Origin of the sequence: Pseudomonas neustonica, assembly GCF_003797945.1 — a bacterium.
GTDB lineage: Bacteria > Pseudomonadota > Gammaproteobacteria > Pseudomonadales > Pseudomonadaceae > Halopseudomonas > Halopseudomonas neustonica.
In genome coordinates this window covers 269,744-295,508 of sequence record NZ_RKKU01000002.1, presented here as the reverse complement: position 1 = coordinate 295,508, position 25,765 = coordinate 269,744, and the positions used below count along the sequence as shown (strand labels likewise).

Here is a 25,765-nt window from a genome sequence, read left to right as displayed (position 1 = left end):
CACACGTTCGTCCATAGGTTTCACTTCTCGCCAAGGCATGAGCACCTCCTGTCAGGTGCTCACTATTTAAGCAATGTGTTACCTATGTATTTGAATAGAACTGTTACCCATGTTCTTGAGTCGTACAGTGCATTTCTTTTGGTTATCTTTTCTTTGGCCATCCAAAGAAAAGTGACTCGCCGGAAAAGGCGAAAAACGCGCTTGGTAACAACCAAAATAACCAGCCATTGCTCAGCGCAATAAAAGCTTGGCCGCACCCGATAAGCGATCAGGTCTCAAGCATAATGGTCACCGGCCCATCATTCACCAGATGCACCTGCATATCCGCCCCAAACCGCCCTGTCGCCACCGGCGCGTGCAGCGCCTGAGCCTGGCTCACCAGATAATTGAACAGCACCTCAGCCTGCGCTGGTGGCGCGGCGGTTGAGAAGCCGGGGCGTAGACCCTTGCGCGTGTCGGCGGCTAGGGTGAACTGCGAGACCAGCAACAACCCGCCTTGCACCTGCCGCAGTGAATCATTCATGCGGCCATCGGCATCGGTGAATACCCGGTAGTCGAGTAGTCGCTTGAGCAGTTTGTCGGCGCTTGCCTCGGTGTCTTGCGGCTCGATGCCGACCAAGACCAGCAAGCCTTGGTCTATCGCGCCGACCACTTCCCCGTCGACCTCGACGCGGGCCTGACGCACCCGCTGCAGTAGCCCCTTCATCTCATTCGGCCTGCGGTGCCAAATCCAGTAGGCGCTTGGCCATATCACCCGTGGCGCGCACCAAGGCATCGGCAATGCCCGGCTCGGAGGCCGCGTGACCAGCATCGCGAATAATGTTCAGCTCGCTACTAGGCCAGGCCTGATGCAGTGCGTAGGCGTTATCCAGCGGACAGACCATATCGTAGCGGCCGTGCACTATGATGCCGGGAATATGTTCAATACTCGGCATATTGTTGAGCAACTGATTGGGCTCAAGGAAGGTCTTGTTGGCGAAGTAATGACACTCGATACGAGCGATGGCATAGGCGCGGCGTGCATCACTGAAGCGGTCGATCACCTGCGGGCTGGGTCGCAAGGTGGCGCAGCGGCCTTCCCAAATCGACCAGGCCTTGGCGGCATGCATGCGGCAGATCTCATCGTTACCGGTGAGTCGGCGATAGTAGGCGGCGACCATATCGTCGCGCTCTTCCTCGGGGATCAGATCCAGGTAGTCTTCCCAGAAATCGGGGAAGATGTGGCTGGCGCCCTCTTGGTAGAACCAGCGAATATCCTGATCACGGCACAGGAAGATACCGCGCAACACCATGCCCATAACCCGGTCCGGATGCGCCTGCGCATAAGCCAGCGCCAGGGTGGAGCCCCAGGAACCACCAAAGAGTACCCACTTCTCGATCCCCAGGTGCTCGCGCAGTACTTCCATATCTGCGACCAGGTCAGCGGTGGTGTTGTGCTCCAGATTGGCATGCGGGGTGGAACGTCCGCAGCCGCGCTGATCAAAAGTAATGATGCGATAGATCGACGGATCAAAGAAGCGTCGGCTGAGGGCATCACAACCGGCACCCGGACCGCCATGAATAAACACCACCGGCAAGCCATCTTCCTGACCACTTTCATCGACGTAGAGAACATGCGGTGGGGCCACTGCCAGCTCGTGACGGGCGTAGGGTTTGATCTCCGGATACAACAATTGCATGATGGGCTCCTGGCCTGTGCGCCAACGCGACGGACTTGCTGCTTTAGAGTAGTGCTGCCCTCTCCTCCGCGCCCGCGCCGCTATCTGGATAAAGCATCACATTACTGACCTGCGAGGCTGCTGTCACCTGTGCGCACGCTACTTATTATGCTAATCACGCTGACCCTTTGCGCCTGCGGCCCCTCCTCGCCGGATGAACGCCTGAATCAGGCCATCAACCAGTTGCAGGACGGCATAGAATCCCGCGACCGCGAGCAGGTAACCGCGCTGCTGCATCCCGAATTCAGCGCCCAGGATCAATTCGATAATGCCTGGGTGGAGCGCAATCTGCGGCTGATGTTTTTGCAGCACCAGCGCATCAATGTGTTGGTCAGTAGTCAGGATACGCAGATAGATCCCGGCTACCCCGAGCGCGCCGAAACCAAGGCGCGGGTGACCCTGACCGGCGCCGAGCGTTTTTTGCCCGAGAGCGCCGGTCAGTACGATATTCGCCTGCTCTGGCTGGATGATACCGGCGAGTGGCTGTTACGCGATATTGACTGGCAGCGGATCCGCTGAGGATGCTTGATGCCGCGCAGCTAGCCGCGCTGGCCAGTATCGCGTTGGGCCATGTCACACGTGAGTACCCACATAGCGAACCTATGCGCCTGCAATCGGCGGCAGACCTGTTGCCGCCCAGCCAACTGCATCCGGTGTTTTACGGCAGTTATGACTGGCACTCCTGTGTACACAGCTATTGGCTGCTGGCGCGCATTCGACGGCTACAGCCTGGGCTGGCCGAAACCATCGCTATTGAGACGCTGTTTGATCAGCAACTGACCCGGGCGAAGCTGGCGCAGGAGCTGGCTTTTTTTCAGCAACCCACAAAGGCAAGTTTTGAGCGCCCTTACGGCTGGGCCTGGTTGCTCAAACTGCAGGCTGAGCTAAGCGCCGACAGGACCGTCTGGGCCAGTGCATTGCAACCGCTGGCTGCGCATCTGGCACAACGGCTGTGCGACTACCTGCCGCGCCTGAGCGCGCCGATCCGCAGTGGCGCACACAACAACACCGCCTTTGCCTTGCTGCTCGCACTCGACTACGCCGAGTCCTGTGGGCATGCCGCGCTAAGCGCGCAGATCATACATAGTGCGCAGGCGTTTTATCGTGACGATCGCGATTGCCAGGCGTGGGAGCCCGGCGGCGAAGACTTTCTCTCACCCGCGCTGCAGGAAGCAGCGCTGATGCAACGTGTGCTGCCCAAAACGCAGTTCCAGCGGTGGTTTAGCGAGTTTCTACCGCGACTGGAGCAGGGCCAGCCTGCTAGCCTGTTGACGCCAGTCCAGAGTCGCGACCGCAGCGATGGCAAGCTGGCGCACCTGGATGGACTCAACCTCAGCCGCGCCTGGTGTCTGCAGGCACTGGCAACCGACCAACCAGCCACCCTGCAACAGCGCATGCAAGCCAGCGCAGCGGCTCATCTGCAAGCCAGCCTGCCGCATATCGACGGCGACTATATGGGCGAGCACTGGCTCGCCACCTTTGCCCTGCTGGCGTTACAGACGGCGCATTAACGTAGCTTGGTTTCACGCAGTCTGAGCATGAACTCCGGCGCGCCAAAGCTATCGGCGCACGCCTGCGCCCAATACTTCTTGAACACGGGCAACTCGGCACGCCCATCCAGCAATGCGCCCGGCTCCAGGAACTGAAACAGCTCACCGTAAGGCTGCACCTCATACTTGTTGACGCGACGCATGATGTGCTCCGGTCCCAACTCGCGCGGGTGACTCAAACCGGCGGCTTCCAGCAGATTGGCCAAGGCGGCCACCGTGTTGCGATGGAAGTGATAAACCCGCTCGCTTTTGTCCGCCACGTCCAGCTTGCCGCCGCGGCTCGGGTCCTGTGTTGCCACGCCGCTAGGGCATTTATCGTTATGGCAACTCAAGCTTTGAATACAGCCCAGCGAGAACATGAAGCCACGCGCACCGTTGCACCAGTCTGCACCAAGGGCCAGCGTGCGGGCGATGTTGAAGGCGCTGGTAATTTTACCCGCAGCACCCAGCGCAATATCCTCACGCAGGTTGGCGCCGACCAGGGTGTTATGCACCAGCAGCAAGGCATCGGTCATGGGCATGCCCAGGCGATTTATGAACTCCAGCGGCGCGGCGCCGGTGCCGCCTTCGCCGCCATCCACCACGATAAAGTCTGGCCGTTCACCGGTTTCCAGCATGGCCTTGGCAATCCCGAACCATTCCCAGGGGTGCCCGATGGCCAGCTTGAACCCGACCGGCTTGCCGCCTGACAGTTCGCGTAGCTGGGCAATGAAGGCCATCAACTCCAGCGGCGTATGAAAGGCAGAGTGCGCGGCGGGTGAGACCACATCCTCACCTACGGCGACACCGCGAGCCGCAGCGATTTCTGCGGTCACCTTGGCGGCGGGGAGAATACCGCCGTGCCCCGGCTTGGCACCCTGCGACAGCTTGATCTCGATCATTTTCACCTGATCAAGCTGCGCGTTACGAGCGAAGAGGTCGGGATCAAAGCTGCCATCGGGTTTGCGGCAGCCAAAGTAGCCAGAGCCGATCTCCCACACCAGATCGCCGCCGGGCTCGCGGTGGTAACGCGAGATCGAGCCTTCGCCGGTATCATGATAGAAACCGCCTTTCTTAGCGCCGCTATTGAGCGCCAAAATCGCGTTAGCCGACAGTGAACCAAAGCTCATGGCCGAGATATTGAACACACTCACATCGTAGGGTTTAAGTGTTTTCGGGTGACTGCCCACCGGAATGCGAAAGTCCTTATCAATAATATCCACCGGCGCCAGCGAATGATTCATCCACTCGTAACCCTCAGCGTTCATGGGAATCAGTGAGCCAAAGGGCTTCTTGTCGAGAATATTCTTGGCGCGCTGATAAACGATGTTGCGCTGCTCACGCGAAAACGGCAGTTCATCGGTATCGGACTGGATAAAGTATTGCCGTAACTCAGGCCCGATCGACTCGAGCAAATAACGGAAGTGCGCCACTCCCGGGTAGTTACGACTGATAGTGCGGCGCTTTTGCAGCACATCCCAGGTACCCATCAGCGCCAGCAAAGACAGCGGCACGGCAGCCAATAGCCACAGCAGTGAAACGAAGCTAAGCCCGAGGCTGATCAGCGCGCCGATCAGGCAAAACAGATAGGGAACATAACGCAGCGCTGACGCTGGTAATTGCATACAGCCATCCTTTGTCGATAAGGCAGGGGGATATTCGAGTCATAGCATATCCTCCCCGCCCCTATACGACCAATGCCGCCGGGTCAGCGCACACAGGCCGCCGCAATACAGGGAGAGACAAACAAGCCGCCCCGCCAGGCCCCCCTCAAGGTGCGAGTCGCCACCATCAACCACATGAGCGCCAGCAGAATCACCAGTGCGACCCCCATCTTATTGAAAAACCCGAGTTGCAATACGCTGCCGAGCTTGAGTGTGGCCAGGGCGTATACGCCCACTGGGAAGGTAAATCCCCACCATCCAAGGTTGAAGGGAACCCCATGACGGAAATAACGGATGGTGATTAATAATGCCAATAGCAGCCACCATAAACCCAAACCCCAGAGCAAAAGTCCGCCAATAACGCCCACCCCCTGCGCGACCATGCCGACTGTTTCCATACCGCGTGCGGCCAATACGCTAGCCGCGTCGGCGCCCAGCACCAGCAGACCCAATGCTCCAGTACCAATGGGGCCGAGTGACAGCAGGCTGGACGCCGCCATATTCTGATGCGGTAATTTGTGTACCGCCATGCGCAATAGCAGGATGACCAGAATACTCAGGGCCACTGGCACCGAATAGGCCCAGAGGACATAACTGACAATCAGCACCTGGTATGCCTGTTCGCCCGCCAGATAAGGTATCAGCAGCCCCCCGCTAACGGCAGCAACCTCAGCTGCGACAACCGGGAGCAGCCAAACGGCCGTCATCTGATCAATGCTGTGCTCCTGATGCGTAAACATCAGGTAAGGAATGCTGACGCCGCAGATGAGCGCAAGCGCGACGTCGAACCACCACAGCGGCAGCGCCACTGCGACCAGTTGCTCCCCCCAGTAAGGCACGCCGAAGGCCAGCACCCCATTGATAATAGTCGCCAATCCCATGGGAATGGTGCCAAAAAACATCGAGACGGTAGCGTGGCCGAACACTCGCTTGGCTTCATGGAAGAAGAACAGCCAGCGCGCTGCGTACAAAAGCATGAACAGGCAGAAGAGGCCGATATTGATTAACCAAAGGGTGCGCCCCACCAGTTGCATGCCGGGTAAGGGTAACTGCGGCAAAGCCAGCGCCAAAATGCCGGTTCCCATAGTGACGGCGAACCAGTTTGGCGTGAACTGCCGTATCACCTCACGCGGGTGCTCCAACTGACGTAAAGGGCGTATTTGCAGCAAGCCGCTGCTCGCTAATCTGGCAAACATGAGATGAGCTCCGATTAAATTCCATTTAATTATAGAGCCCTCTCATATCGATATAAGCGAGTAATACACGTTACGTATATCGGATTTACCGATCATTCTCGTCAACCACGCTGCCTGCGCAGACTGGCATCCTTTGTGCTTCAATCAATACAAAAAGTAGAGCCAGAGTTTGACCATGAAGCCGCTTGCCACCACATGCCAGGCACCCGACCAACGCCTGATCAGCCTGCAAAGTACCTGCCTGATTGCCCTGTGCTTTCGGGAGCAGGCCTTGGCAGTTGCGCCTCTGCTGGAACAAACCGGTCTCAGCCTGAGCGATCTGGAAACACCCACCCGGCTGATCACGCCAGAGCAGGAGCAACAAGTATTCGCCAATGCCGCGCGTGTGAGCGCCAGTCCGCTCTTGGCGCTACAGCTGGGGCAGCGCATGCGCGTATCGGCCTACGGGCAGCTCGGCTACGCAATGCTCTCGGCGCCTACGCTGGGCGAGGCGCTAAATGTCATGCTGGCTTTCCCCGTGCTACTCGGCAGCTATTTCAGACTCTCATTAGAGCCACTGAGCAGCGGTCTTATCGCCCTGCGCGCAGATCAGTACCATGAAAACCCGGCATTACAGCTATTCAACATCGAGCTGTGCCTGTCGTCCATCAAAGCCATGTTGGACGACGCACTGGGGCAACCGCTGGCCCTTACTGCGGTGCACCTGAGTACGCCACAACCTGCGCACAGCGCCGATTATGAGCGCTACTTTGGCACCTGCACGGTAACTAGCGCACAAGCAGCCGAGCGCCTGGTATTTGAGTGCGCCGCACTGCAAGCAAGCCTGCCACTGGCCGATCCGGTAACTCATTTCGAGGCACGGCGCCAATGCCAGGCGGCTCAGGACAACTTCAGCACTCACGCACTCTCACCGCTGGTCAGCCACCTCTGTGCACAGCTGGAGCAACAGCTGGAAGCACCGCCCAGCCTGACCCAGTTGGCCGAGCAACTGCACTGCACTACGCGTACCCTGCGCCGCCACCTGCAGAAGGCGGGCTGCGGCTATCAGCAGCTGCTCGACCGGCTGCGTTTTCAGCGCGCCAAACTGCTGCTCAATCGCCAACAATTGCCCATTTACGCTATCGCTGAGGAACTGGGGTTCAGCGAAACGGCCAGTTTCCGTCACGCCTTTTTGCGCTGGTCCGGTACCACACCACGTGCCTGGCGACAGGGACAAACGCTCGGCGAGACTAACCTCTAAGGTCCACAACCGTTAATAGCAAAACGGTTACCCCCCCCTGTCCGTTTCAATCCCTTTTATGTCCATCTGCACTATTTCAACCTGCGTGTCTGAACGCCATGATCGGTACCAAGGCTGGCCAGTAGCCGCAACCGTCACCCCATCAAGGATTCATCATGCAGACTTTCTACAGCGAAGATCATCGCCTGCATCACGCCAACGCAGAACTGAACGAAGGGCAACTGATGCCCTGCTTTGAAATGCCTTCACGCGCTGACATGGTGCTGGCGCAGGTCAAACGAACCGAATTGGGGCCTATCAGCGCGCCGCTGGATTATGGCATTGAACCCATCAAGCGAATCCACGATGCCGACTTTGTCGATTTCATTCAGACCGCCTGGCCGCGCTGGAGCGCATTGGGCCGGGAACATGACATGCTGCCGCTGGCATGGCCTATGCGCCGAATGCCCATGCGCTGCCCCGACGATATTGACGGCCAACTCGGTTACTACAGCTTCGATGCAGGCGCGCCGCTCACAGCCAACAGCTGGCAGGCGATCTACAGTAGTGCCCAGGTGGCACTCAGCGCTCAGGCCCATATCGTTGCCGGCGCACACAGCGCTTTTGCCTTGTGCCGCCCGCCCGGGCACCACGCCGGCATCGATTATATGGGCGGCTATTGCTATCTGAACAACGCCGCTATCGCCGCTCAAGCCATGCTGGATCAAGGCGCACGCCGAGTCGCTATTCTTGACGTCGACTTCCACCACGGCAACGGCACCCAGGACATGTTCTATCAGCGGGCCGATGTGCTGTTCACTTCGATTCACGGTGACCCACGCAACGAATATCCGTGCTTTTCGGGCTATGCCGACGAACGTGGCGAAGGCGTCGGCCTGGGCTACAACCTCAACTACCCGTTGCCTGCCGGCAGCAACTGGGACGCCTGGTCTCGGGCGCTGAATGACGCCTTGCGGCAGATTGCTGGCTTTGGTGCCGATTATCTGGTGGTTTCGCTAGGTGTAGATACCTACCTCGCCGACCCAATTTCCAGCTTTAAACTCGACAGCCCGGACTACCTGACCATGGGCGAAATGATCGCCAAACTGGGACTGCCAACACTGTTTGTTATGGAGGGCGGCTACGCCGTAGAAGAGATCGGTATCAATGCCGTCAATGTACTCACCGCTTTCGACGCTACCGTCACAGCTCAGGGAGAAGTCCAATGAAACCTATCAACATGGCACGAAAACTGGGGCTCGTTGCCCCACTGGCAGCGCTATCCTTTAGCGCGATGGCCGCTGACGAGGTCAAACTCTATAACTGGTTTGACTACACCCCACAGTCGGTATTGGACGGTTTTCAGGCTGAAACCGGCATTGCCCCCACGCTGGACACCTTCGATTCCAACGAGGTGCTGGAAGCAAAACTGCTGTCAGGCCGCTCCGGTTACGATGTTGTAGTACCCAGTGACAGCTTCCTGGCCAAACAACGCCAGGCCGGCGCCTTTCAGGCGCTGGACAAGAGCCTGCTACCCAACCTTGGCAACCTCAATCCCGATTTGCTGAAAGTATTAGAAGCCAGCGATCCCGGTAATCAATATGCAGTGCCCTACATGTGGGGCACCAACGGCATCGGTTTCAATATCGACAAGGTGCGTGAGGTCATGGGCGAGGACGCCCCGGTTGACTCCTGGTCGCTGGTATTCGAGCCGGAGAATATGAAGAAGTTGTCTGAGTGCGGCGTTGCCTTCCTCGACTCTCCGTCCGAGATACTTCCCGGCGCCCTGCACTATCTGGGTCTGGACCCGAACAGCACGCGCGCCGAGGATTATGAAGCGGCAACCGCCTTGATGAGCAAGATCCAGCCCTACGTGCGCTACTTCAACTCGTCACGCTTTCTGAACGATCTGGCCAATGGCGAGATCTGCGTCGCCGTGGCTTGGTCTGGCAGTATTCTGCAGGCTGATTCGCGCGCCAAGGAAGCGAATAACGGCGTCCACCTGGACTATCGCATTCCCAAGGAGGGCGCTCAGGTCTGGTTTGACCTGATGGCCATACCCAAAGACGCGCCCAACCCAGCCGCAGCGCACGCTTTCATCAACTATATTCTCAAACCAGAAGTCGCAGCCGAAATCAGCAACGTAGTTGGCTATGCCAATCCCAACGCGGCGGCCACACCACTGGTCAAGGAGAGCTTGCGTAACAACCCCGGCGCCTACCCACCACCTGAGGTGCAGGAACGCCTGTTTACGCTCAAGCCGCTGCCGATGGCTGCCGAGCGGATTCGTACCCGTGCCTGGAACCGCATCAAGACAGGACAATAAGTCTTGCTGTTATCTGCCACGCATTAACAGAAAACCCGCAGCGATGCGGGTTTTCTGTTTCAGTACAACACCTGAAGCGGCGCGTTACATCCCCATCGGCTTGACGCCAATCAGTACGCCATGCAGATAGAAGGCAAAGGCTGCCCAGGCAACCAAACCAACTATGACCGCCAGCGCATCCATCGCCGGCTTGCCTTTGCCGTAACTGACGCCGGCCAGGCGATCGCGCTTGCGTGATACCACAAACAAGGCCACGGCCCAGGCCAGAAAGCCGCCAAACAACAACAGATCAGCCAGCGAGCCATTGGCTAGCAGGTGGGCCAACGCCCAGAATTTCACCCCCAGTAACATCGGATGACCGACCCGAGCCTTCATGCAGGTGCCCGGGATGTAGGTTGCGGCCAGCAGGATAAATGCAGGAATGGTCAGCAGCGCGGCCAGGTGGCGCGTCCAGACCGGCGACACCCACAACCAGGTCGGATCGAGCCGCGCTTGGCCGTAGCCGTAAATGATCAACACAAGACCCACGATGGACGCCAGTGCATAGATCCCCTTCCAGGCCATCAGGCCCTTGGCAGCAATCTGCTTGGCGCGCCATTCAGGAGCAAACAGGCGCGTGGAGTGCACGCCAAGAAATAGTATCAGGCCGAGGATCAGCAACAGCATGCGAGCGTCCTTCTATAGATAAAATCACGGAGTGGCAGCGGTATCTTCCGCTGTCCAGGTCAGCCACGCCTATGCGCGTAGTCAGAGAAGACAATGCACCAGTGCGGCCTTGCAGGCAACAGCCGCGAGAGTAGCCGCCGTTGCCCCGGGTTGCTTACTGCAGCCGCGCAGTCAGTGCATCGCCGGACTCAGCCTTGAGTATCAATGCGCCGGTATCACTTACCGCAAAGCTGCTGACGTTTTCCAGTGCCTGCAGAAAACGCGACTCCTGCTGACCCATCGCCCCAACACAGGCCATGCGCGTGGTGACAAGTTGGCTTACCGTTAGCCTGTTACCAGCTACAGCGTAGGCGCCAGCGTAGTTGTTACAAGAGGCCCGTCCCGACACCCGCCCATCATTACCGAAGTTAAGCGTCACCCGCGAGCGATCGATAATCCCGCCCTGATTGATGTCTTCCACCACCCATTCACCCGCCTGCAACAGCAGTGCGCCAGCTGGCTCACACTCGGGATAGGACTGCCCCTTGATCACCAACATCCCCTTGTCACCCTTTGACCAATAGCTGGTTGAACTGTCGCCCGGCACTTCGTACTTGGCGCCAGAGCCAGAGCGCACTTGCTCAAGCACATACTTGTCACTGCCGGCCTCGAGCGTCATCTGATCGCCGCTGAATACCGTGCGCACCGGTAGCGACCCGCAGCTCATGATGGCAACGACAGGTTCAGCCCCGCGCGGTGGCGGTGGCGCGGATCCAGAAGGGCGCTGCGAGCTGGCACAGGCTGTCAGTAATACCAAGGAGCCCAGCAGGGCCGTTGTTAAAGCGGGGCGAAAACGCATCAAACATCTCCTTTGCGAGTAACATCATCAGTGCTTAGAGTAGCTATTCCCTACTCCAAGCGCTGTCTTAAGAGAGCATTCAGGGCAAATAAATCTGCCCTTCCAGGTAAAGTACGGCCAAACCACTGACCTGCACATGGTCCTCCTGCACAACACAGTCCAGCCTCCCACCACGGCTTGAAGCCTGGATGGCCAGCAACTCGGTTTTACCCAAGCGCTCGGCCCAGTATGGCGCCAACCCGGCATGGATGGAGCCGGTGACCATGTCCTCCAGTCCGCCATTGCTAGGCCAAAAGTAACGCGAGACACAATCAGACCGATCACCCGGCGCCGTAACCACCACATCGCGCGGCCCCAGCAACTTGAGTTGCTCAGGGTCAGGTTGCACCTCTAAAACGCTGCGCTCATCGTCATAGACGGCAAACCAGGCTTGTCGATTGACCAACACCTGCACCGGCGGCAGGGAGAGCCCGGCCAACAGCGCCGCGGGCACCTCGGTTACAGGCTCTGGCTCAAGCCGCGGGAAGCGCATGCTAATACGCCCATCGGCCTCACGACTGACTTTTAAATCACCCACGGCGGGAGCGCTGAAAATGACAGTATCCAGTTCAGGCTGCTGGCGGAACAGTACAAAGGCACTGGCCAAGGTGGCATGACCGCAGAAGTCGACTTCGCACAACGGCGAAAACCAGCGAATGGCATGCCGCCCGTGATCACCCGCGACAATGAAAGCGGTCTCGGACAGGTTATTTTCCTCGGCAATGGACTGCATCAACTCCGCCGAAAGCCAATACTGCAGAGGTACCACAGCAGCGTAGTTACCCTTGAACAGGGTGTCGGTGAAAGCGTCTACCTGGTAGATCGGCAGCTGCATGACCAGCTCCTTGAATAAAAAACGCTAGCCTAACGCAATCGCTTTGACGCTATGCGATACAGTTTGCAACCCACTAAACACAACAGCCCACAGGCTCAGAACCGAGACCCCTCCGTTTGCAGAAAGGCTGCCTCATCGGCCGTAGTCGGGCGCACGAGGATACTGTTGCGGTGTGGATAACGGCCAAAGCGCTCGATAATACGCTTATGCTTGAGCTCTGAGCGCAGGTTGTCCTGCATACCCGGCGCGCTAAACAGCTTGACCGCCTGCTCATGCATTCGCAGTGACTCGCTATGCATAAAGGGCATGTACATAAAGGCACGCAAGGTGACGGGCAGCTGCTGGTCGGAACCGCCAGCAATGGCCTCCTGCGCCAGCACCAATGCCATCCCGTCACTGGCAAAGGCACGCGGGGTATCGCGCCAGATGTTGCGCGAGAACTGATCGAGCACGATAATTTCCGCCAGTCGGCCGAGCGGCGTACCGCGCCAGTTAACCAACTCTGCTCGTTCCGCTCGCTCATGCAGCGAGCCAAAACGCTCTTTGATAAAGCGATCCAGCCCGGGATCCTTACGCCACCACTGTATTGGTCTGAGTTCGGTAAACCAGAACTCCAGCACCTCATCAACTGCCGACACCCAAAGCTCCTCTTGCCTAGTATGCGATTGTCGAAGTCGCGCCCGACATATAGGGGTCAGATCGATCAAATCCGGATCGGTTCCACGCGTGGTCGCCGCACTTAGCCGACGCAGGGACCTCGCCAGTGCATTGCGCCCATGACTTGACGAGCCCTATCAATCAGGCTCAGCCGTAAAGCCGCGACACACCGCCGCGAGCTTATTCCCGTCCGGGTCGCGCACATAAGCACTGAAAAAGTCCGGATTGTACTGGGGACGCAATGCCGGCTCGCCTTCATCACTACCGCCATTTGCGAGTGCGGCCGCGTGAAAGTCTCTTACCTGCTCCCAGCTATTTGCTTTGAACGCAACCATAGTCCCGTTGCCCACAGTCGGCGGCTTAGCATTGAACGGCTCACAGAGCCAAAGCGCCAATTCCTTCTCACCCTGGTTCTCATAAAACCCCCAGCCAGCCCAGCCCTGCCAGTCGTCTTCCTCTCCGGGGGTGGCGCAGCGCTGAATGCCCAACGCACCCATGACAGGATCGTAAAATCGGATACTGCGTTGCAAGTCACTGGTACCCAAAGTCATATAAGAAAACATGCCGCCACTCTCGCGCCTGAAGCAATAAAGAGTCAGCATAACCGCCCGGCAATCGGAAGGCATTATTTAGACATCAATGCATTACTTCGCTATCATTGCGCGCCGCTGAGCAATCAGCCCATCACTACGCCCAATAGACAGCCGCCTGTTTATCGGCGCTTTTAAGCGTTAAATCTAGGTATTATCCGCTTAATTTAGTCAGTTTCATGCGCACGCGCGATTTGTAACACTGGCGTGACAAAATACTTCGCTCTAAAAATACGTTGAATACAAACTATGTCCAATTCCAATATCCTGGCTATCGCCACCCCTGAGAGCGCGTCTTTCGACGCCAACGACTTCAGCCACCAGCGCTTTAAGGTGTTCACCGCCAAGCAGCTGAATCAGATATCCCAGCTACAAAAGCTCAGCCCAGACCAGCGTTTTGAGATGCAGGTAGTCGCCAGCGTGCTGCCATTCCGCGTTAACCAGTACGTGATCGATGAACTGATCAACTGGCAGAATGTACCCAATGATCCTATTTTTCAGCTGACCTTTCCGCAGCGCGGCATGCTCAAGCCTGAGCACTACGACCGCGTGGCCGATGCCCTGACCAGCGGCGCGGACCAGCCAACGCTAAAGCACATCATCAGCGAGGTGCGTGGCGAGCTGAATCCCCATCCCGCAGGCCAACTTGAACACAATATCCCCAAGATTGACGGCGAAGTGGTTGAGGGCCTGCAACACAAGTACCGGGAAACAGTCCTGTTCTTCCCCAGCTCTGGTCAGGTGTGCCACAGCTATTGCACCTTCTGCTTTCGCTGGGCGCAATTCGTCGGTGACAAGGACCTGAAGATAGCTGCGCGCGAGTCGACGCAGCTGCAGGACTATCTGCGCGAACATCCAGAAGTAACTGACATACTGGTCACCGGCGGCGACCCGTTGGTTATGAAGACGCGTAACCTGCGCGCCTATCTCGAACCGCTGCTGAGCGACGAGTTCGCCCACGTGCGTACCATCCGCATTGGCTCCAAAGCACTGACATTCTGGCCACAACGGGTGGTGACCGATGATGACGCTGAGGACCTGTTGGCGTTATTCCGCGAGATCCAGGCCGCCGGCAAGCACCTGGCGCTAATGGCTCACTACAACCATTGGCAGGAACTGGAGCCCGAGATCGCGCGCGAAGCCATTCGCCGCGTACGCGCAACCGGCGCGCAGATTCGCGCCCAGGGTCCGCTGCTGGCGCACATCAACGACAGCGCCGAGGTCTGGGCGCGGCTATGGCAGACCCAGGTCGAGCTGGGCATCATTCCGTACTACATGTTTGTCGAGCGTGATACCGGTGCCCGCCACTACTTTGAAGTGCCATTGATCAAAGCCTGGCAGATCTACCGTGACGCTATGCAGAATGTCTCGGGCATTGCCCGCACCGCTCGCGGCCCTTCCATGAGTTCACATCCGGGCAAGGTCGAGATCCAGGGTGTTACCGAGATCCATGGCGAGAAAGTGATTGCCCTGCGCATGATCCAGGGCCGTGATCCTGACTGGGTACAGCGGCCGTTCTTTGCCAAATACAACCCTGAGGCAACCTGGTTGAATCATCTTGAGCCAGCCTTTGGTGAGGAGAAGTTTTTCTTCGAGGACTGATAAAAAACCCCGCCGATAGGCGGGGTTTTTATGGCACTGAAAGCACGCCCCTGGAACCAGGCCACTAGCTGAATAAGGCACAAGAGAACGCATACAGAAGCAACCAAAATACGTGTTGCCTGTCGACTGAGAGTACCCGCCAGTGGCGACTAAGACACCTTGAAGTTACTCATGAGCTTCTGCAGGTCAGCACTCAGCGTTGCGACCTCTTGGCTGGCACGCGCAGTCTGCTCTACCCCTTCCGTAGTCTCTTCAGACACCATCTGAATGTTGGTGATATTCCTGTTGATCTCGTGAGTCGTCGAAGACTGCTCCTGCGCAGAGGCAGAGATCTGCATACTCATTTCAAGAATGGTATTAACCGACTTTGTCACCGACGCCAGGAACTCTCCTGTTTGCTCGGCTTTTGCAAGTGTCGCGCCTGACTTATTCCTGCTCGCATCCATGATGCTCACGGCGTTTCCAGCCCCTTCCTGCAGCTGCGAAATAATCACTTCGATTTCGGCTGTCGACTCCTGAGTGCGCTGGGCCAGGGTTCTTACTTCATCGGCAACAACGGCGAACCCTCGTCCTTGCTCGCCAGCTCTCGCCGCCTCAATAGCAGCATTAAGCGCGAGCAAGTTGGTCTGCTCGGCGATGTTTCTTATTACGTCGAGCACGGTACCAATATTTGAATCGCCCCCAGTATCCTAGACACTCGCCAGACTCTGGTAATGACGCTTTTCGTACTCGACCGGTGACAGGTCACCACTCGTGCCGTGCCGGCGCCTTGGGTTATAAAACATCTCAATGTAATTGAACACGTCTTGTCTTGCAGCCTCGCGTGTTGGATAGATTTGTCGCTTGATTCGCTCCCGTTTGAGTAATTGAAAGAAGCTTTCAGCTACCGCGTTGTCATGGCAGTTTCCCCTGCGGCTCATGCTGCCCACCAGGTGATTCGCTTTCAGGAAACTCTGCCAGTCCCCGCTACTAAACTGACTGCCTTGGTCCGAATGAACCATCACACATCCTTGCGGCTTGCGACGCCACACTGCTGCTAACAGCGCGTCTAGCGCCAAGTCAGATGTCATGCGCGGCTTCATCGACCAGCCGACAACCTGACGCGAGAACAGGTCGATAACCACGGACAAATACAACCAGCCTTCGTAGGTGCGGATGTAAGTAATGTCTGTCACCCAGGCAACATTGGGCGCCGCTACATCGAACTGGCGATCCAAGTGATTGGGTGAAACTACCGCAGGCTTCCCACCGTAATGACCAGGGCGGCGGCGATAACCCGTCTGTGAGCGCAATCCCTCGCAGCGCATGAGGCGGGCTACCCTGTGCTTACCGCAAGCCTCACCCGCTTCACGAAGATCCAGATGAATTTTGCGATAGCCATACACGCCGCCGCTTTCCAGCCAAGAGTGTTTTATCTGGCCCAACAGACGCTGATCTTCCCGAGCGCGATCAGACAGCTTGTTGCGACACCATGCATAGTAACCGCTGGGGTGCACAGTCATCATTTTGCACAGGCGGCGCACGGGATATTTGTCCACTTGGCTCTGAATAAACGCGTACCTCAGTCGGACTCTCTGGCGAAGTACGCGGTGGCCTTTTTTAATATATCTCGCTCTTCTGATACGCGCTTGAGCTCGGCCTTCAATCGCCGGTTCTCAGCCTGAAGATCATCATCCTGCTGTCGCTGGGCGGTGGGCTTGGAGTAGCGCTTGATCCACTGATAAAGACTGTGGCCTGACACGCCCAATCGGGCGGCGACCTCGGCAACAGAGTGGCCTCGGTCAGCCACCTGTTTGACGGCTTCAATTTTAAATTCTTCGGTGTAGCGTGAGTTGCTCATTGGACCTCCTGGGTGCCTCGATTATAAGGCCTGGAGGTGTCTACGAAACTAGGGGCGATTCAATTAACGCTGTGCGATTTAAGCTTATCCAGCGTCTCCGCCGAATTGGTCATATCGGCTGCGAGCGCTCTGAGTGCCAACAGCGTCTCATTGACCAGTTTGTTGCCTTCACTCGCTTCTACGTCAGCATCATTCGCCGCGTCGGTCGCGGACGCTGTATTGCGCGCAACCTCCTCCACAGCGGCCGTCATCTGGTTGATCGCAGCGGCCACCATAGCGGTCTCACTGTTCTGTTTCGACATATTCTCACTGGAGCTCAAACTAACCTGCTTCATCTGCGCGGCAGCGGTCGCCAGCTGGTTTGCAGAACCCACCGCTTCGATAATGATGGTCTGCAGCTTGGCGATGAATGCATTGAAATACTCACCCATTTCGCCGATCTCGTCTCGACTCCTCACCTCCACGCGCTTGGTCAAATCCCCATTACCCTCAGAGATGTCACGCAATATCGCATTGGATGCCCTAACCGGCTGCGTAATGCCGCGAATAACAAAGAGCGCAATGACTACGCCTAGTGCGATCGCAGTCAAGGTGCCAAAAATACTGAAGCTTTTCGCAAATAATGAAGCGTTTTGCTGTTGTTCGGCGCGCACCGCTATCAAGGTCTCCTCTGCCTCAACAAGTTCTTTAACCACGCCTCGAAGCTTGTCCATATAGAACTTGCCCTTACCTTCACGCATCAGAGTCGTTACACCCTCAATAGTCATAGGGTAAAGATTCATCTCTCTACGGGCGTCGATTTCGGGTTGCGCGGCCTCGCGGATCCAAGCGGCCACACTGCTCTCGAGCGCCTGAACCTCGGCATTGGATACAACAGAGATGCTGGCCAGGCGCTCAAGGTCGGCTATATGACCCTGAAGACTGGCCTGCCCTTGTACAAAGGGCTCCAGCGAAACATCCTGACCGGTTAACAGAAAACCACGCTGCCCGGTCTCCATATTGACCAGATCCAACGTGATCAAGGTAATCAGCTCGGTACCACGCGCATTGTTTTCACTCTCAAACTTCGACTGCAGGCCGGCCAGAGTGGCCCTAATGCCATCGAAAATATCCTTACCCACAGTCCGTGAGGAGATATCCTTGAAGTGCTGAACGGCCTCCGCACCGCGGGTTACCTCTCTACGAGCACTGATCTCAGGCTCTGCGACCTCGGTCAGCCAGCTTGCTTGCAGTCTATCCACCTCTTTCCAGCGCGCCACCTGAGCCGGATTATCGCTGGTGAGTTTTTGACCACTCTCAATCAAAGCAGCGAAGCGTTCCTTACCATCGTTGTACGGCTCCAGGTATTCATCCTGCCCGGTAATCATGAATCCACGCTGACCGGTTTCCATGTCCAGCATTGCTGCACTGACCGCTTCAGCATTACGAATCACCAGGTGGGTATGATTCACCCACTTGGAGGCATCAATAATAGAAGAGACGCTAAAATAAACGGCTATGGAAACAATGCACATAAGTGCCAGAATCAACCCATAGCCAGCAGAAATCTTGGGACCAATCTTCATGTTGTGCAGAAAGTTCATTTCCCCTCCACTGGGCACCGGGCAGCTTCCTTCCCTTCGGGGCCTGGGTCAGCTCCAAGTTTTTTAGCCACTGTTTTTAAGATAGACACAGATATGACTATCGGCGAGGGCACATATGACTTTAGCGGAGATTTGCGTGAAGCTCAGGTTGGTACCTTGGCACTGTTGAGCGATCAAGGACGACTACCCATGCCATCTGGACTTAGCCAAACAAGCCCAGAGCTGCAACGGCGCACTACCGCAACATGGCGTGCCTGTCCTGCAAACAACAGCTACTGTCAGCCTAATGTGGGTATTTGTATCCACAGGGCAAAAAAGCCCAGAAAAATCCAAAAGCCGCAGAACAACCAGGGGGAACGCTTGGAAAACGCCAAGGATTTGCGCTGCCCACTGAAGGTCGACTCCCAATCCGAAAATAACGGAAATTCATCATAAGCCTGTCCAAAAGCGGATTCGTGCTGCAGCAAACCACTCTGCTTGGCATACCAATGATCAATAATGTCGCAGGCAGCCTTTATCCCGGGCCAGGCACTGAACGAGCTGAGAATACCGAAAACCGCGAGCGTGGTAGGCACCACCAGAGTAAACAGCTCACCCCAATGGGGGTTGCTGTTGGCCATGCAGGAAGCGTAGGCAATAACCAGAAAGGACTGCGCCGTTAGATACGCATTGGTGCGGTTGGCCAGGTTACCCGTCTCATTAAATATCTCGCGCCGGTAAAAATCCAGGCGCTCCTTGGGCGTCGTGAGCATTTGCAGCGCCGGGTCAGACTGCGGTGGCTCAGGCTTGTGTGGATGAATGATCATGTCCGTCCTCGTCGCGTCCCTAACGCTAATGTGAAAAACCAAACTGCCTTTAGTTCCTGATAGAGAAACAAACGACAAAGGGTACTGCCAGGGGAGCGTCAACAAAAAAGGCGCTGCCCCTTGCAGAGCAGCGCCCTTATACAGCAGCGATCAATCAGTAAGGACAGTTACCACGGTATTCGGAAATGCTGAAGTCCGACTCATGGTTTGGTCCGCACAGGAACTGATTGTAGCGACCGTCTTCATCCAGATGCAGCTTCATCCAGGATACGCCCAAGCGCCCCAACACGTCGTCATTAAAGCCGCCACCGTTAGCGCAGAAGTGGCTACCGTTATTAATCTCGACGAACGCCTTATCGATGCTCGAAGGCAGTGCATTGTAGAACGGCGAAGCGTGCAGTCCGACCGGCGCAACGACGTCGGACTCACAAGCAAAGATCATGGTTGGCGCTTCAGCACGGCGCGCATAGTAGCTGCTGGTATCCCATGGTGCGAGCGGAATGGCTGCTTTGATGCGGCCCTGGCTGGCTACGCGAATAGTACCGCCGCCACCCATCGACCAACCGATCACACCCAGACGATTGGTATCGATCATGCCCTGAACCGGACTGCCGTTATCGCTGTTCTGATCAACCAGATAGTCCAACGCGGCATTAATCTGTGTGGCACGGCTCGGCGGCTGATCAAAGCCGGTGTTAGTGTCGATCGTCATCACGACAAAGCCGTAGGACGCCAGCTTCGGCCCCCACCATTCAATGGAAGATTCTGCAGAGACATAACCTGGTATGACCACGATGGCCGCCATGGTCCCGCTAACGTCCTCGGGGTAATGAATGGTACCGCCACCAAAGCCGCCTACCAGACCGGAGACCCGCTCGGTATCAACGCTGTACTGGCCGCGTGCGGCCTCCAAAAAGCTCACAGTCGGATCAGGGCCACGCTGATAGCCAGAGCCGTTACCAGGGTCAGTCGGCTCCCCTGGCGGTGGATTGGTTGCCATCGCGGCCGAGGACATCATCAGCGCGCCAGTGGCCAAGAGAGCAAACAGGGTGTTGCACTTTTTCTTCATCATTTATTGAGTCTCCGTGAAGCATTATTGTTTTAACTACGGATGCTGGCTCGCCTTAAAACAGGGGCCATCGCAAGGGATAAAGCTGCCTCGGGACAAATACTACAGATGACTCAAGTCGATTCAATTCGCCCATGCGGGTGAAAAACAACATGTCAGGGATGATGGTTCACTTGACCGGGTGATAGGAAGAACAGGGGAGTGTCCAAGGTTATGATGGCGCGATTGACCTCGGTTAGTAGTCGCGCATCGACAGCCATAGAATCGCAGATACAAAAAAACCCCGCCCGGAAGACCGGTGCGGGGTTTTTCTTTGGTCTGTTTTCAGACCAGGCTATCAGCCTTTGCTGGCGCGCTTGCGCTCGTTCTCGTTCAAGAACTTTTTACGCAGACGGATCGACTTGGGCGTTACTTCTACCAGCTCGTCGTCGTCGATGAACTCCAGCGCCTGCTCAAGAGTGAACTTGACCGGCGGAACCAGGGCGATGACTTCATCCTTGCCGGAGGCACGCATGTTGTCGAGCTTCTTGCCCTTGGTGGGGTTGATCACCAGATCGTTGTCACGGCTGTTGATACCGGCCAACTGACCTTCATAAATTTCCTGGCCTGGCTCAAGGAACAACTTACCGCGGCTTTGCAGTGTTTCCAGCGAGTAAGTCAGTGCCTTACCTGTTGCCATGGAGACCAGAACGCCGTTCTGGCGCTGACCCACGTCACCCAGCTTGACCGGACCATAGTGACTGAAAGTACTGGTCATGATGCCGGAACCAGAGGTCATGGTCAGGAAGGTGTTACGGAAACCGATCAAACCACGTGCTGGAATGTTGTACTCCAGACGGATACGACCCTTGCCATCCGGAACCATGTTGGACAGATCACCCTTGCGCAGACCCATCTGTTCCATGATCGGACCCTGATGCTGGTCTTCGATGTCGATGATGACATTTTCATAGGGCTCATGCTTTTCGCCGTCTACTTCCTTGACCACAACTTCTGGACGAGAAATACCCAGCTCAAAGCCTTCGCGACGCATGGTTTCGATCAGTACCGACAGGTGCAACTCACCACGACCTGACACCTTGAACTTGTCAGCGCTATCGCCTTCTTCAACGCGCAGTGCCACGTTGTGCAGCAGTTCCTTTTCCAGACGCTCCTTGATGTTGCGGCTGGTTACGAACTTGCCTTCCTTACCCGCGAAAGGTGAATCATTGACCTGGAAGGTCATGCTCACAGTCGGCTCATCAACGCTCAGGGGCGTCATGGCTTCAACGTTTTGCTGATCGCACAGGGTGTCGGAGATGAACAACGGATCAAAACCGCTGATGCAGATGATGTCACCCGCCTGGGCATCGTCAACCTCGACACGCTGCAGACCGTGGTGACCCATGATCTTCAGGATACGGCCGTTGCGCTTTTTGCCGCTGGCGTCGATGGAGGTAACCGGGCTGTTTGCCTTGATCTTGCCGCGACGAATGCGGCCAATGCCGATAACACCCAAGAAGCTGTTGTAATCCAATGCCGAAATTTGCATTTGGAAAGGCCCGTCCAGATCAACGTCTGGAGGTGGCACGCGATCAACTACGGTCTGGAACAGCGGGGTCAAATCTTCCGACATTTCCTCTGGATCCATACCAGCAATACCGTTTAGGGCGGAGGCATAAACAAAAGGAAAATCCAACTGCTCGTCGGTGGCACCCAGGCTGTCAAACAGGTCAAAAACCTGGTCGATAACCCAATCAGGACGCGCGCCTGGGCGGTCAATCTTGTTGACTACAACGATGGGACGCAGGCCAGCCTGGAAGGCTTTCTGGGTTACAAAGCGGGTTTGCGGCATGGGGCCGTCAACCGCATCGACCAGCAGCAGTACTGAGTCAACCATGGACATGACACGCTCAACCTCGCCACCGAAATCGGCGTGGCCGGGGGTGTCAACGATGTTGATGTGGTAACCGTTCCAATTAATGGCGGTGTTTTTCGCCAGGATGGTAATGCCGCGTTCCTTTTCCTGGTCGTTGGAGTCCATGATGCGCTCAGACTCCAACTCCTTGCGGTCCAGCGTACCGGACTGGCGGAGAAGGGCGTCAACCAGGGTAGTTTTACCGTGGTCAACGTGGGCGATAATGGCGATATTACGAAGATTCTCGATCACTTTGAACGTCCTGGATGGCGCGGCACTTGAGCCGGCTAACTGGAAAAAAGAGGTGGGCATTATACAGACCCAAGCATGACAGTGTATGTTTTTTGCACGCCCAAGCCCAATTGCACTGCATTAACAGGCATAAAAACCGCCAGACGGCTCGTTATTGCCGTCCTGACGGGCCTAACTTTTGGGCAAACGCAGAACCCGCACATTACCGTAACCGGCATCGAGCAGATACTGCGCATGGAGCTGACTCATTACACCCTTCTCACAATACAGCAGGAAGGCACGAGATGCGTCCAGTGTCGTAAATGCACTGTTGAGACGATAAAAAGGTATCTGCTGTACTTCTACCCCTGGCAACTGCAAGGGCCTTAACTCCTGCTCGTCCGGGTGGCGGATGTCCAGCACCACTTGCCCGGCCAGTGCGCTGCTGACCACCTCGACCTCGGCACCGCCCGCCATCACCTGATCCAGCTCACTACAATCGGTATAGGTTGCGCCAGCTAACGCTTGATTCAGCACCTCAAAGTCAAAACACGCCTCGACCTCTTCTACTTTAGCCACGGTGGTACGAATCGCCGGGCCCACCGAAATAACACCGCAGTACTCCGGCATGCTGCTGGAGAAATCCAGGGTACCGATCTGACGCGCCGTATCAATGATGTCACTCTTACTGGTGGTAATCAGGGGGCGAATCACGAAACGCTCAGCCGCCTTATCAATTACGCTGAGATTGGGTAGCGTCTGGCTTGCGACTTGCGCGATGGCCTCCCCTGTCACCAGCGCATCGATATCCAGCCGAGCAGCCACGCGGTCGGCGGCACGCAACATCATGCGTTTGAGTACCACCCCCATTTGGCTGTTCTCTACATTCTGCAGAATTTCTGCCACCACACCCTCGAAGGGCACACTGACAAAACGCAGTCGATGGCTCGCCGCGTAGCGCTGCCATAAATAGTGCGCGACCTGGCGAACGCCCAATTCGTGCGCACGACCACCCAGATTGAAAAATACAAAGTGCGGCAATAACCCGCGCTGCAGCATCTGGTAGCTGGCTACGGTGGAATCAAATCCGCCCGACAGCAGGCTCAAAACCGGCTCCATGGTGCCCAGCGGGAAGCCACCCATGCCCGGGTGACGAGCCTGAATCAGGAATACCCGCTGACTGCGAATCTCAATTTGGACAACAACCTCGGGCTGCTTCATCGACACGCCAGCTGCGCCGCAACGCCGCTGCAACTCGCCACCCACTTTGATCGCCACATCCTGTGAGCTGAAATCATGTTGGCCGACCCGCTTGCAGCGCACGGAAAACACCTTGCCTTGCAGCTGCTCACCGACGGCAGTTACGCACAGATCTGCCAGCTCATCCAGCGTGCCCAGCGGGTACTCGTGCACTTCCAGAAAATGCGCGATACCCGGTGTATTTTTCAGCCGAGCAATACACAACTGCTGCAGCTGTCGATCACTGCCAAGGTTTATCTCAAGGCTATCCCAGCTGCCAGTGACCCGCGCTTCAGGATCAATGTCGGCCAGCAGAAGCTTCAGGTTGCCCTTGAGTTGCGCCACAAAGCGCTTGCGGACCTGGCGGGTCTTAATGGTAATTTCGGGGAAGAATTTAATGATGAGTTTCATAGGAGTGGTGTAAGGTGCGCAAAGCCGCGCATTATACCTTAGAGTGGTTGCGCGGCGCGCGAACGATCAACAAGCGACGCGCACTATAAGCGTGCATAATCCCGTTAGGTTGCACTTATTAGGTGCGCTATTATGGTGCGCGCTGACGTTTTTTTGAGCAAAGCCCACTGAAACAGGGCCTTTCGAGCGATGCTCCGAAATGGCACACCTTTTGCTCACTTGTAATGCAACCGACGTGCGGACCCGATCCGCTCGAATTAAAGAGGCGCCAGGCCAGATGCCTGGCAAATGATTCCTTTTGGAGGAAACCATGTCGAAAGCGATGAATCTGATCAAAGAGTATGACGTGAAGTGGGTAGACCTGCGCTTCACCGATACTAAAGGCAAGCAGCAGCACGTCACTATGCCTGCTCGTGATGTCAACGATGACTTCTTCGAAGAAGGCAAGATGTTCGACGGCTCCTCGATTGCCGGCTGGAAAGGTATCGAAGCTTCCGACATGATCCTCATGCCCGATGACAGCACTGCAGTCATGGACCCCTTCACCGAAGAGCCCACCCTGATCCTGGTTTGCGACATCATCGAGCCGTCTACCATGCAGGGCTATGAGCGCGACCCACGCGGCATCGCCAAGCGTTGCGAAGAGTATCTGAAGTCCACCGGCATTGGTGACACTGTATTTGTTGGCCCCGAGCCTGAGTTCTTCGTTTTTGACGAAGTGAAGTTCAAGTCCGACATCTCCGGCTCCATGTTCAAAATCTTCTCTGAGCAGGCTTCCTGGAATACCGACGGCGACTTCGAAACTGGCAACAAGGGCCACCGCCCTGGCGTCAAAGGTGGTTACTTCCCGGTTCCTCCGGTCGATCACGATCACGAAGTCCGTACTGCCATGTGTAATGCCATGGAAGAAATGGGCCTGACCATCGAAGTTCACCACCACGAAGTGGCGACTGCCGGTCAGAACGAAATCGGCGTACTGTTCAACACCCTGGTAGCCAAGGGCGATGAAGTACAAACGCTGAAGTACTGTGTACACAACGTTGCCGATGCCTTCGGCAAAACCGCTACCTTCATGCCCAAGCCTCTGTATGGCGACAACGGCTCCGGTATGCATGTACACATGTCCATCTCCAAAGACGGCAAGAACACCTTTGCTGGCGAAGGCTATTCCGGCCTGTCCGACACTGCCCTGTTTTTCATCGGCGGTATCATCAAGCACGGTAAAGCGCTGAACGCGTTCACCAACCCGTCCACCAACAGCTACAAGCGTCTGGTCCCAGGCTTTGAAGCTCCGGTAATGCTGGCGTACTCCGCTCGCAACCGTTCTGCTTCCATCCGTATTCCTTACGTTTCCAGCCCGAAAGCGCGCCGCATTGAAGCACGCTTCCCTGATCCAGCTGCTAACCCTTACCTGTGCTTCGCGGCACTGTTGATGGCTGGCCTGGACGGTATCCAGAACAAGATCCACCCTGGCGATGCTGCCGACAAGAACTTGTATGATCTGCCGCCGGAAGAAGCCGACCAGATCCCACAAGTTTGCGGCAGCCTGAAAGAGGCCCTGGAGTCTCTGGACGCAGATCGCGAGTTCCTGACCAAGGGCGATGTCTTCACCAATGACTTCATCGATGCTTACATGGAGCTCAAGCACGCCGAAGAAATCAAGGTACGCACCTTCGTTCACCCGCTGGAATACGATCTGTATTACAGCTGCTGAACCTGGCGCAAGCCTGGCAGTCAAAGAAGGGTGCCCCTATGGGCGCCCTTTTTTATGCTTGCCATACTGCTCCCATGAGTGAAAAACCGGAGCAGC

At 56.5% G+C, this 25,765-nt stretch carries 22 protein-coding genes and 1 pseudogene; 7 read left to right on the top strand and 16 right to left on the bottom strand.

The window, feature by feature from the left end:
• Positions 1-268: 268 nt before the first annotated feature.
• Both dtd and pip read right to left on the bottom strand, forming a co-directional pair.
• A complete protein-coding gene (dtd, locus tag EF096_RS03665; RefSeq protein WP_123888260.1) occupies positions 269-706 on the bottom strand; it encodes a D-aminoacyl-tRNA deacylase in 438 nt (145 codons plus the stop codon).
• Position 707: 1 nt separating this feature from the next.
• The gene (gene pip / locus EF096_RS03660) at positions 708-1,679 is read right to left on the bottom strand and encodes a prolyl aminopeptidase (protein WP_123888259.1); all 972 of its coding nucleotides are present in this window, start codon (positions 1,677-1,679) and stop codon (positions 708-710) included.
• A gap of 147 nt (positions 1,680-1,826) precedes the next feature.
• Between pip and EF096_RS03655 the strand changes: the two genes are divergently transcribed.
• Positions 1,827-2,237: a hypothetical protein gene (locus EF096_RS03655; protein WP_123888258.1), complete on the top strand. Its 411-nt coding sequence runs from the start codon at positions 1,827-1,829 to the stop codon at positions 2,235-2,237.
• 2 nt (positions 2,238-2,239) lie between these two features.
• The gene (locus tag EF096_RS03650; RefSeq protein ID WP_123888257.1) at positions 2,240-3,229 is read left to right on the top strand and encodes a DUF2891 domain-containing protein; all 990 of its coding nucleotides are present in this window, start codon (positions 2,240-2,242) and stop codon (positions 3,227-3,229) included.
• Here the strand turns inward: EF096_RS03650 and EF096_RS03645 are convergent.
• Positions 3,226-4,872 (bottom strand): FMN-binding glutamate synthase family protein, encoded by a 1,647-nt coding sequence (locus EF096_RS03645; protein ID WP_123888256.1) that lies wholly within the window; start codon positions 4,870-4,872, stop codon positions 3,226-3,228. The genes EF096_RS03650 and EF096_RS03645 overlap by 4 nt on opposite strands.
• An 83-nt stretch (positions 4,873-4,955) precedes the next feature.
• Entirely contained in the window at positions 4,956-6,107 is a 1,152-nt protein-coding gene (locus EF096_RS03640; RefSeq protein ID WP_123888255.1) for a TDT family transporter, read from the bottom strand.
• 175 nt (positions 6,108-6,282) lie between these two features.
• On the opposite strand from EF096_RS03640, the gene EF096_RS03635 reads away from it, so the two are divergent.
• The 3 genes from EF096_RS03635 (at position 6,283) to EF096_RS03625 (ending at position 9,652) form a co-directional block, all read left to right on the top strand.
• On the top strand, positions 6,283-7,347 hold the full coding sequence (locus EF096_RS03635; RefSeq protein ID WP_123888254.1) for an AraC family transcriptional regulator: 1,065 nt from the start codon (positions 6,283-6,285) through the stop codon (positions 7,345-7,347).
• Positions 7,348-7,502: 155 nt separating this feature from the next.
• Positions 7,503-8,555 (top strand): histone deacetylase family protein, encoded by a 1,053-nt coding sequence (locus EF096_RS03630; protein WP_123888253.1) that lies wholly within the window; start codon positions 7,503-7,505, stop codon positions 8,553-8,555.
• A gap of 5 nt (positions 8,556-8,560) precedes the next feature.
• On the top strand, positions 8,561-9,652 hold the full coding sequence (locus EF096_RS03625; protein WP_372237841.1) for a polyamine ABC transporter substrate-binding protein: 1,092 nt from the start codon (positions 8,561-8,563) through the stop codon (positions 9,650-9,652).
• Between the two features lie 84 nt (positions 9,653-9,736).
• Here EF096_RS03625 and EF096_RS03620 read toward each other — a convergent pair whose 3' ends face one another.
• The 5 genes from EF096_RS03620 to EF096_RS03600 all read right to left on the bottom strand — a co-directional run bounded on the left by EF096_RS03620 (position 9,737) and on the right by EF096_RS03600 (position 13,250).
• A complete protein-coding gene (locus tag EF096_RS03620) occupies positions 9,737-10,318 on the bottom strand; it encodes an NnrU family protein (RefSeq protein WP_123888252.1) in 582 nt (193 codons plus the stop codon).
• A gap of 154 nt (positions 10,319-10,472) precedes the next feature.
• A complete protein-coding gene (locus EF096_RS03615; RefSeq protein WP_123888251.1) occupies positions 10,473-11,156 on the bottom strand; it encodes an META domain-containing protein in 684 nt (227 codons plus the stop codon).
• 79 nt (positions 11,157-11,235) lie between these two features.
• Positions 11,236-12,018 carry a PhzF family phenazine biosynthesis protein gene (locus EF096_RS03610; RefSeq protein ID WP_235869624.1) on the bottom strand — a complete coding sequence of 261 codons (783 nt, stop codon included), beginning with the start codon at positions 12,016-12,018 and terminating at the stop codon, positions 11,236-11,238.
• 107 nt (positions 12,019-12,125) lie between these two features.
• Positions 12,126-12,668: a DUF924 family protein gene (locus tag EF096_RS03605; RefSeq protein WP_123888249.1), complete on the bottom strand. Its 543-nt coding sequence runs from the start codon at positions 12,666-12,668 to the stop codon at positions 12,126-12,128.
• Between the two features lie 156 nt (positions 12,669-12,824).
• On the bottom strand, positions 12,825-13,250 hold the full coding sequence (locus tag EF096_RS03600; protein WP_123888248.1) for a VOC family protein: 426 nt from the start codon (positions 13,248-13,250) through the stop codon (positions 12,825-12,827).
• Positions 13,251-13,526: 276 nt separating this feature from the next.
• On the opposite strand from EF096_RS03600, the gene EF096_RS03595 reads away from it, so the two are divergent.
• The gene (locus EF096_RS03595; RefSeq protein ID WP_123888247.1) at positions 13,527-14,879 is read left to right on the top strand and encodes a KamA family radical SAM protein; all 1,353 of its coding nucleotides are present in this window, start codon (positions 13,527-13,529) and stop codon (positions 14,877-14,879) included.
• Positions 14,880-15,028: 149 nt separating this feature from the next.
• Here EF096_RS03595 and EF096_RS03590 read toward each other — a convergent pair.
• The 7 genes and pseudogenes from EF096_RS03590 to thiI all read right to left on the bottom strand — a co-directional run.
• Positions 15,029-15,529, bottom strand: a pseudogene (locus EF096_RS03590) (methyl-accepting chemotaxis protein); the annotation flags it as partial.
• A gap of 39 nt (positions 15,530-15,568) precedes the next feature.
• Positions 15,569-16,719 (bottom strand): IS3 family transposase gene (locus EF096_RS03585; RefSeq protein ID WP_123888245.1). Its coding sequence is split into 2 segments (ribosomal slippage): positions 15,569-16,482 and positions 16,482-16,719, totalling 1,152 coding nucleotides; the frame shifts between segments, so codons are not numbered across the junction.
• 59 nt (positions 16,720-16,778) lie between these two features.
• Positions 16,779-18,302, bottom strand: a complete 1,524-nt coding sequence (locus EF096_RS03580; protein ID WP_123888244.1) for a CHASE3 domain-containing protein — start codon at positions 18,300-18,302, stop codon at positions 16,779-16,781.
• A gap of 278 nt (positions 18,303-18,580) precedes the next feature.
• Positions 18,581-19,054, bottom strand: coding sequence for a RipA family octameric membrane protein (locus tag EF096_RS03575; protein WP_372237840.1), 474 nt, complete (start codon positions 19,052-19,054; stop codon positions 18,581-18,583).
• A 208-nt stretch (positions 19,055-19,262) separates the two neighbouring features.
• The gene (locus EF096_RS03570) at positions 19,263-20,180 is read right to left on the bottom strand and encodes an alpha/beta hydrolase family protein (protein ID WP_123888242.1); all 918 of its coding nucleotides are present in this window, start codon (positions 20,178-20,180) and stop codon (positions 19,263-19,265) included.
• 334 nt (positions 20,181-20,514) lie between these two features.
• A complete protein-coding gene (gene typA, locus EF096_RS03565; protein WP_123888241.1) occupies positions 20,515-22,326 on the bottom strand; it encodes a translational GTPase TypA in 1,812 nt (603 codons plus the stop codon).
• 171 nt (positions 22,327-22,497) lie between these two features.
• Positions 22,498-23,955 (bottom strand): tRNA uracil 4-sulfurtransferase ThiI, encoded by a 1,458-nt coding sequence (gene thiI / locus EF096_RS03560; RefSeq protein WP_123888240.1) that lies wholly within the window; start codon positions 23,953-23,955, stop codon positions 22,498-22,500.
• A gap of 310 nt (positions 23,956-24,265) precedes the next feature.
• On the opposite strand from thiI, the gene glnA reads away from it, so the two are divergent.
• Entirely contained in the window at positions 24,266-25,669 is a 1,404-nt protein-coding gene (gene glnA, locus EF096_RS03555) for a glutamate--ammonia ligase (protein ID WP_123888239.1), read from the top strand.
• Positions 25,670-25,765 lie beyond the last annotated feature (96 nt).

Coding starts and splice junctions, on each gene's coding strand:
- dtd (WP_123888260.1), bottom strand. CDS start 706: ATGAAGGGGCTACTGCAGCGGGTGCGTCAGGCCCGCGTCGAGGTCGAC.
- pip (WP_123888259.1), bottom strand. CDS start 1,679: ATGCAATTGTTGTATCCGGAGATCAAACCCTACGCCCGTCACGAGCTG.
- EF096_RS03655 (WP_123888258.1), top strand. CDS start 1,827: ATGCTAATCACGCTGACCCTTTGCGCCTGCGGCCCCTCCTCGCCGGAT.
- EF096_RS03650 (WP_123888257.1), top strand. CDS start 2,240: ATGCTTGATGCCGCGCAGCTAGCCGCGCTGGCCAGTATCGCGTTGGGC.
- EF096_RS03645 (WP_123888256.1), bottom strand. CDS start 4,872: ATGCAATTACCAGCGTCAGCGCTGCGTTATGTTCCCTATCTGTTTTGC.
- EF096_RS03640 (WP_123888255.1), bottom strand. CDS start 6,107: ATGTTTGCCAGATTAGCGAGCAGCGGCTTGCTGCAAATACGCCCTTTA.
- EF096_RS03635 (WP_123888254.1), top strand. CDS start 6,283: ATGAAGCCGCTTGCCACCACATGCCAGGCACCCGACCAACGCCTGATC.
- EF096_RS03630 (WP_123888253.1), top strand. CDS start 7,503: ATGCAGACTTTCTACAGCGAAGATCATCGCCTGCATCACGCCAACGCA.
- EF096_RS03620 (WP_123888252.1), bottom strand. CDS start 10,318: ATGCTGTTGCTGATCCTCGGCCTGATACTATTTCTTGGCGTGCACTCC.
- EF096_RS03615 (WP_123888251.1), bottom strand. CDS start 11,156: ATGCGTTTTCGCCCCGCTTTAACAACGGCCCTGCTGGGCTCCTTGGTA.
- EF096_RS03600 (WP_123888248.1), bottom strand. CDS start 13,250: ATGTTTTCTTATATGACTTTGGGTACCAGTGACTTGCAACGCAGTATC.
- EF096_RS03595 (WP_123888247.1), top strand. CDS start 13,527: ATGTCCAATTCCAATATCCTGGCTATCGCCACCCCTGAGAGCGCGTCT.
- EF096_RS03580 (WP_123888244.1), bottom strand. CDS start 18,302: ATGAACTTTCTGCACAACATGAAGATTGGTCCCAAGATTTCTGCTGGC.
- EF096_RS03575 (WP_372237840.1), bottom strand. CDS start 19,054: ATGCTCACGACGCCCAAGGAGCGCCTGGATTTTTACCGGCGCGAGATA.
- EF096_RS03570 (WP_123888242.1), bottom strand. CDS start 20,180: ATGATGAAGAAAAAGTGCAACACCCTGTTTGCTCTCTTGGCCACTGGC.
- thiI (WP_123888240.1), bottom strand. CDS start 23,955: ATGAAACTCATCATTAAATTCTTCCCCGAAATTACCATTAAGACCCGC.
- glnA (WP_123888239.1), top strand. CDS start 24,266: ATGTCGAAAGCGATGAATCTGATCAAAGAGTATGACGTGAAGTGGGTA.